The sequence below is a fragment of the Corynebacterium sp. Marseille-P3884 genome (genome assembly GCF_017942225.1).
GTDB lineage: Bacteria > Actinomycetota > Actinomycetes > Mycobacteriales > Mycobacteriaceae > Corynebacterium.
In genome coordinates this window covers 25202-31810 of the sequence record NZ_JAGKSD010000023.1, presented here as the reverse complement: position 1 = coordinate 31810, position 6609 = coordinate 25202, and the positions used below count along the sequence as shown (strand labels likewise).

Sequence of the window (6609 nt, the reverse complement as noted above, 5' to 3'; positions counted from 1 at the left end):
GCCGCGCGGCAGGGGACGGGGAGCGGCGGGGGGCGGCGGGACGTCGATAAGCGTCGCGCGTCGAGCGCGGCACCTGCGGTGTTGTCCGCGGTGTGTATCCGCGTGCGTCGTCGCCAGCCATAGCAAAAACAATAGTTCATCTAGACTGGCGCCATGAAGTCAGTACAGGTCAACGAAGTGCCCGAAAACGCCCAGCTTATCGACGTCCGCGAGCCCGACGAGTTCTCCGAAGTCCACGCCAAGAACGCTGTGAACCTTCCCCTGTCCAACTTCGCAGCTCTTTCCGAGGAGATCGATTACGAGCAGCCCATTTACGTCATCTGCAAATCCGGCGGCCGTTCCGCCGAAGCTTCCCAGTTCCTCGAGGATGTCCGTGGCACTGAAGCCATCAATGTTGAAGGCGGCACCCAAGCGTGGGTGAATGCCGGACTGCCGACGGAGTAGTTGACGCTCCCAATTATCCGGCCTTGCCCCAGCTCACCCCGCAGAGTGAGCATGGGGCATCAAACCTTCACTAACACCCAACCATAGGATTCCCCCACGGCTGATACATTGATGCCCATGGCTGAATCCTTGGAACACCCCACCGCGCTAACCCAATCCCCCTCGTTCCAGATCGAGCGCGTCCGCCGCGCCACCAAAGACGAGGTGGAAAAAGCCCTGTCCAAACTGGGCACCACCATGCGCGAATTCTGGGTCCTCACCTGCACCCTCGAGCACACCGCGAGCCAGACCCAGCTCTCTGAGCTCCTTGCCATCGATGCCTCCGACATGGTGCGCCTCGTCGACTCCCTCGAATCCCACGGCTGGGTCACCCGCGAACGCGACCCCAAGGATCGCCGCCGCCAGATCATCATCCCCACCAAGAAGGGTTCCAAGGCTCAGGCCCAGCTCGCCACTGCCGTCGGCGAGGCCGAAGACCGCGCCCTCGACGCCACCACCACAAAGCAGCTCAAGCAGCTCCGGAAACTGTCCCAGGCGATCATGTCTTCTCCACAGGGCCAGTCCGACTCCGATGCCGGCAACGGTTCGGAGTCGGATTCCAAGTAGTCGGCCTTCGGTCGACGCAATCTGGGTCCAGACGACAAAACTCCCCACCGCCACCGGCCAGTTGCCAGCAGCGGATGGGGAGTTTTAGGCCTATTGGGAGTTTAAGCCAGTCCCTTAGACCAGGCGACGACGGCCGAACGCGAAGATTGCAGCACCCATAATGGATGCGATCAGCAGGCCAACCAGGCCCTTCGCGATGGTGTTGTTACCGGTCTCGGCGTTGACGCCACGCTCGGAGTCGGCGCCAGCAGCGTCGCCCTCGACCTTCACGACCTCTTCGCCCATCTTCTCGGCGGTAGCGGTCTGGCGCTTGATCTCGTCAGCGTTCTCGGAGATCAGCTTGTCGGAAGCAGCCTTGTCCTCGGCGGACGGCTCCTTGCCAGCCTTGTCTTCCGGCACGTAGACCGGCTTGCCGTTCTTGTCCATGACCAGCTTGTACACAACGCCACCGATGACCAGGGTGCCAGCCAGCACGCCAGCAACGATGCCGGCGATCTGGCCCGGGGTCAGCTCAGTGTCGCTCGAGGAGCCGTCGCCCTGAGGGTCGCCCTGGTTGTCACCCTGGTTGGGGTCGCCCTGGGTCTGATCGCCTTCGACCTCGCCAGCAGCGTCGATGTCGCCGATGGCGATCTTGTCGCCCTCAGCGATCTCGTCGACCGGGGTGTTCCACTGGTCGCGATTCTTGACGTAGTGGATCTTGTCGTTGTGCAGGTACCAGGTCGCGCCGTCGATGGTGATCTCGGCCGGCAGCGGCAGTGCCTGCTCGTCAGCAGCCGGGGCAGCCTCTTCGCCCTCGGCGTTAACAGCGTCGAGGCCGATCTTCGCATCGTCCTTGATCTGGTCGGCCGGGGTGAAGACGAGTGCTGCGTCGTTGACGTAGAACTGGCCGTTGCTGTGCAGGTACCAGGTAGCACCCTCATGGTTGACGGTGGCGGCCGGTGCGCCCGGGGCCTCCTGAGCGTCTGCGGCGGTCGGTGCAACGCCGAGTGCGAGGGCGCCGGACAGCGCAATGGCAATCGCGGTCTTGTTGAAGCGCTTCATAGATTCTCTCCTTGGGGAAGTAGGAAAAGGAAAAGAGTCCCGAAGCAAGGTGGTGGACAGTGCAGCCAAGCGACAAGTCTCGACCCGTACTTCAGGGTTAGACCTCACTGTAGGCGAGAGTCACACTAATCACAAGAACAACACAGGCAACACACCATCTTTATCGCACCCTATACGCTGCGAAAATGGCGGAAAAACCGCTTAGCGTTCGAATAGCATCTCAAACTTGCCAGTACAACAACGGTTCCAGTAGTGGCTGTTCGAACGTCCGATTTTGCGCACTGTCACCTGCGCAAATCTTTAAATATTTTCAACTTGCGCATCCTCGTCGCCCCCGGCTGTCATTTCGGCGCCTAGACGAGCCTCGCGGGCACGGCGACGCTTCCGGTCGCGGCGGCGCTTCCACCAAATCAGGAGGAGCACAATGAAAACGACAAGTACCACCACGATCATCCACCACGACCAGCCGATGCCGGCTTCAGGGATCTCCTGCCCCGGTTCGAGAGGCGCGCGCACGGCGTGGACTAGAAGACGGTCGGTGTTCAGGCCGTAGGGAGTGCAGGTAATGAGGGTGACTTGGTCGAGGTTCGGCTCATACGTGACAGCGTCGTAGCGGTCAGGTTTGACTACTTCACGGGATGTCATTTTGTAGCGCAGCGTCTCCCCCATGACCTCGATGAAGATGTCATCGCCCTCTTTGAGCATGGGCAGCTGGTCGAACATGGCGGCGTTGACCATGCCAGTGTGGGCGGAAATCACCGCGTTCGTGCCCATCCCGCCAACGGGGAGGGTGGAGCCGTACATGTGGCCGGCTCCGTCGTAAAGCACCTTGGGCTGGGTGGTGTGGTACACCGGCAGGTCCACGTTGATCGCGGGCACCCTGACGCGGGCCATGATGTGGTACTGCTCCGGAAGGGTCAGCTGAGTCATGTAGTCGGCGAAGCCAGGGTCGCCGTCGATAGGCGCGCGTGCATGCGGCCCGGCCGCGAGGAGACGGTCGTTATATTCGCGGGCTTTGCGTAATTGCTCGGCCTTCGCGCCGGCGTCCAAAGCTTCGATATCCGTTGCGTACGCCTCGTTCTGCTTGACGGTTCGATACTGGTACGACAAGGTCGACGCGACTGGATAGAGCAGCAGCAACGCACCAAGGATGAGGATGATGATGGAGACGATATTGTTCGTCTTTTTCCGTCGCTCAGATTTGGGTGTGCCCACTAGGTTGAATCCTTGATGCTTGTCTGCGTTCTAATCGCGCTGTTTAAGTTCCTTTTCCTCGTCCTCATCGCGGCGTCGACGCTGCATGAACAGACCCAGAAGAATGAACAGGGCGCCGGCAAGGGACACTCCTATGACTGCCGCACCAGTCGATGCGAGACCTCGGGGTGTGTCCTGCGATCCGTTCGATGATCCGGACTCGCCTTTCTTGCCCGAATCGCTGCCGGGCGCACCTGGCTCACCCACGGTTGACCCTCCGGGAGCCTGGACGGTCGTTGTCACTGTGGAGGTAGGTCCGTCACCGGAACCGGGAGTCGACGGCGACTTCTCGGTCGGTGTCGTGGACGGAGATGCTCCCGCTTTGAAGCAGGCTTCACGTTTGACCACATTCACGTGATTCACGTGCTCGACAGTGACGGGCGCCCGGTTATGGTCCATGCCGTCGGTGGTCAGACGCACGGTGGCCGCGAGATCGCCGAGCACGACGTCGCGCACGGGCCCGCCGCCCCAGGGCCCCTTCTCATTGGCACGAACCGGCATCCACACATCCACCTGTGTGGCGGCGTCGGCGGCGCGCAGTCGCGCAAGCTCCTTCAGCCCTCCGTCGGTCAGCGTGACAGTCGCGGAATCAGCACCGGATTTCTTCAGCGTGTAATCACGCTTCAGTTCGAGCTCAAGGGTCTCACCCGCGCCACGCACAAACACCTTGGGCGCTTCAAGTTTGTTCACGGGTTCCTTCGCTCGGTCCGCAGCGAGCACGAGAACATTTCGCTTATCGACGGCCGTGAATACCCTTACTTCCCCTTCCCCACCAGCGGGCGGCGCTGCCTGCACCTTGGGTCGGGTCGGGCCAGCCGCGGTGAGCTCCGTCGCTGGGTCCCCTGCTTCCCACAGAACAGTGTGGCCGGGAGACAAAGTCACGTCGAGAGAATAAGAACCGATGGTTCCATCTGTGCTGAGGTTCGGCACTGATGCGGTGAAGTCATACTCGACATACGTTCCCGGCGCGGCCGCCTCACTCCACTGAGGTGTTTCGCAAGCGGTCAACGTGTCCACTTTGATGCCCAACACCTGAGCTTTCGGTGTGACGGTCTGGCTGCCGCCGCCGGAGGGGACCACCACGACAATCGGCGAGTAGAACACCCGCCGGTCCGCGTCGTCCCCGGTGACGTTTGTATCGTCGGCGACGGTGAGCAGGTACACGCCCGGATCCGCATTGAGAGTCACCGAACCCCTGGAGGTACGACCCGACGTAGCCTCTGTGAACTTCCCGGGGTCCTCGTTCTTCAACTTCGGGATATCCAGGTCATTCAACTGTTTAGGATCATTCGGGTCGACGTCAGCGACCCGTTCGAGGGTGACTGTGCGGTCGCCGATCCTGTCGAACCACTCTTTCCCCACCGACTCAACGAGGTTCACTGAAACATTCCCCGCCGTCGCTTGCGCGTAGGCAGGCACCGGGTGCAGTGCAGGGGACACCACTGGCGCGACAGCCGCACCGACCGTGAAGGCGACGGCGGCAAGTGCGCCCGCAGCACTTCGTTTGACGTTCACGTGTGTCTCCTGATCTCGACGAACCCCTAACGGGGTTCCATTTCGGTGGGGGTGGTGTGGGGTGCCGCCGCGGAGTAGACCTCCTGCGGCGGCGTCAATGCCCTTAGGCGTTGCGGCGGTTCAGCTGGTAAGCGGCGCCGCCGGCGAACAGCAGAGCACCCAGGCCGAGCAGGATGAGCATGGTGCGCTCACCGGTAGCAGGCAGGTTGCCCCAGATGCTGTCCTTCACGTTGTCGATCTGGCCCTTGTACACGGCACGGGTGTTCTCCGCCGCCGGAGTGACCGTCAGGTGGAACGGATCCGGGTTGGCCACGAAGCCGGCCGGTGCCTTGGTCTCCACTGCGCAGTACTCGGCACCCTGGTCGACCTGGAAGCCGAAGCCCTTAGCCACCGCGTTGGTTCCGGCAGCGCCACCTTCAGCGGTGATGTTCTTGTCAGTCAGAGCTTCGGTGCCCTCCTCGTTGGTGAAGGGCAGGGATTCGCCCTCGACCTTCCACTTATCGCCGTCCTGGGTGCACTTGAACACCTGGAACTGGGCGCCGTTACCAGTGGCGTCCTCAGCACCGCCAGAGACGGTCTTGGTGATCTCCACGTTGGCGAACTGGGTCACCTTCGGGCCCTCCTCGCCTTCACCCGGCTGCTTCGGCTTGGTGTCGATGTCGGTATCGGAGTTCGGGGTGCCGATCTGAGCGGTGTTCTCGATCTTGCCGTCGGCCGGAATCTTCACGACCTTGGCGTCGAAAGCGAGCTGCACGTTCAAGTTCGGGTTCTTATCACGAAGTTCCTGGAGCTTCTCCAAGCCGGACTCAGTGAAAACGACCTTCACCTGCTTGCCTTCAGCAGTCAGCGTGTAGTCGGTTTCGGCTTGGAGGTCATTCTGCACCTCAGTGAACGCGCCGTCGGTGCCGACGTTGCCGATCTTCACTGCGGCATTCGAGTCGTAGTTCAGCTCTTCCGGGAGGTTATCGGTGATGGTGAACTTGGTCAGGTCGTTGGTGCCCTCGGCGGTCTTCTCGGCTACCGGAACCGGTGCCTCAATGGTGTAGTGGATGTTCTTGCCCACGGTCACGCCCGTGTCATCCGCTTCCTTGGTCGGCTCGATGAGCTGGTTCTTCGGGGACACCGTCGGGTTGTAGTTGTACGCACCATCCTGGGTCAGCGGGAGGGTGACCAGGAACGGGCGGGCAACCGTGTAGTTACCGTTACGGAGCTCCGTGATGCGGAACAGGCCGACACCAAGGGAGTCGAAGACAGCCTTGCCGGAGGCGTCGGTGGTCTTCTCCACAGCGGTGAAAGAGCTGTCCACAGGGGCATTCTCGGCGCCATTGGCCATGATGTCGCGGACATCAGCCCAGCCCTCGGAGGTGTTCAGCGGCTTCGTGGTGATCTTCTCCGCTTTGAACGTGAACCCTTCCTTAGCTGGGGCGGCGTCGCCAGGAACACCCTCCTGCTTGGCGATGGTCAGGGTGGTCTTCGCATCGAGGTTGATGGGGGCGTTCTGCTCCTGCGCCTGGGCGACCGGGGAGAGCGTCATGGACGCGCCGACCGGACCTGCGATGGAGATAGCGGCGGCCGTTGCAATGGCCAGGGTTTTGTGTGCGAGACGGGACATTGTTCTTCCTCTCTATGAAGTGGTAGTTCGCGGCGCTTGAGGGTGTCTCGCACGCCTGCGAGGTAGTGACGTGTCAGCGATTCGAATTGTGTCTGTTGCGGTGCGGCAGTGCCCGCGTGAGGCGGGCTTGCTAGACC

General features: G+C 61.7%; 6 protein-coding genes. 2 read left to right on the top strand and 4 right to left on the bottom strand.

The window, feature by feature from the left end; genetic code table 11:
- The first annotated feature begins 153 nt into the window (after positions 1-153).
- Positions 154-444, top strand: coding sequence for a rhodanese-like domain-containing protein (locus J5Y21_RS11205; protein ID WP_210575882.1), 291 nt, complete (start codon positions 154-156; stop codon positions 442-444).
- Between the two features lie 117 nt (positions 445-561).
- Positions 562-1050, top strand: a complete 489-nt coding sequence (locus J5Y21_RS11200) for a MarR family transcriptional regulator (RefSeq protein ID WP_210575880.1) — start codon at positions 562-564, stop codon at positions 1048-1050.
- A 114-nt stretch (positions 1051-1164) separates the two neighbouring features.
- On the opposite strand, the gene J5Y21_RS11195 is transcribed toward J5Y21_RS11200, so the two are convergent.
- From J5Y21_RS11195 to J5Y21_RS11180, 4 genes are all read right to left on the bottom strand, one after another.
- Positions 1165-2091, bottom strand: coding sequence for a hypothetical protein (locus J5Y21_RS11195; protein WP_210575869.1), 927 nt, complete (start codon positions 2089-2091; stop codon positions 1165-1167).
- Positions 2092-2391: 300 nt separating this feature from the next.
- On the bottom strand, positions 2392-3306 hold the full coding sequence (locus J5Y21_RS11190; protein WP_210575866.1) for a class C sortase: 915 nt from the start codon (positions 3304-3306) through the stop codon (positions 2392-2394).
- A gap of 30 nt (positions 3307-3336) precedes the next feature.
- Complete coding sequence (locus J5Y21_RS11185) at positions 3337-4860, bottom strand: hypothetical protein (protein ID WP_210575864.1); 1524 nt, start codon at positions 4858-4860, stop codon at positions 3337-3339.
- 103 nt (positions 4861-4963) lie between these two features.
- A complete protein-coding gene (locus J5Y21_RS11180) occupies positions 4964-6472 on the bottom strand; it encodes a SpaH/EbpB family LPXTG-anchored major pilin (protein ID WP_210575862.1) in 1509 nt (502 codons plus the stop codon).
- Positions 6473-6609: the final 137 nt, after the last annotated feature.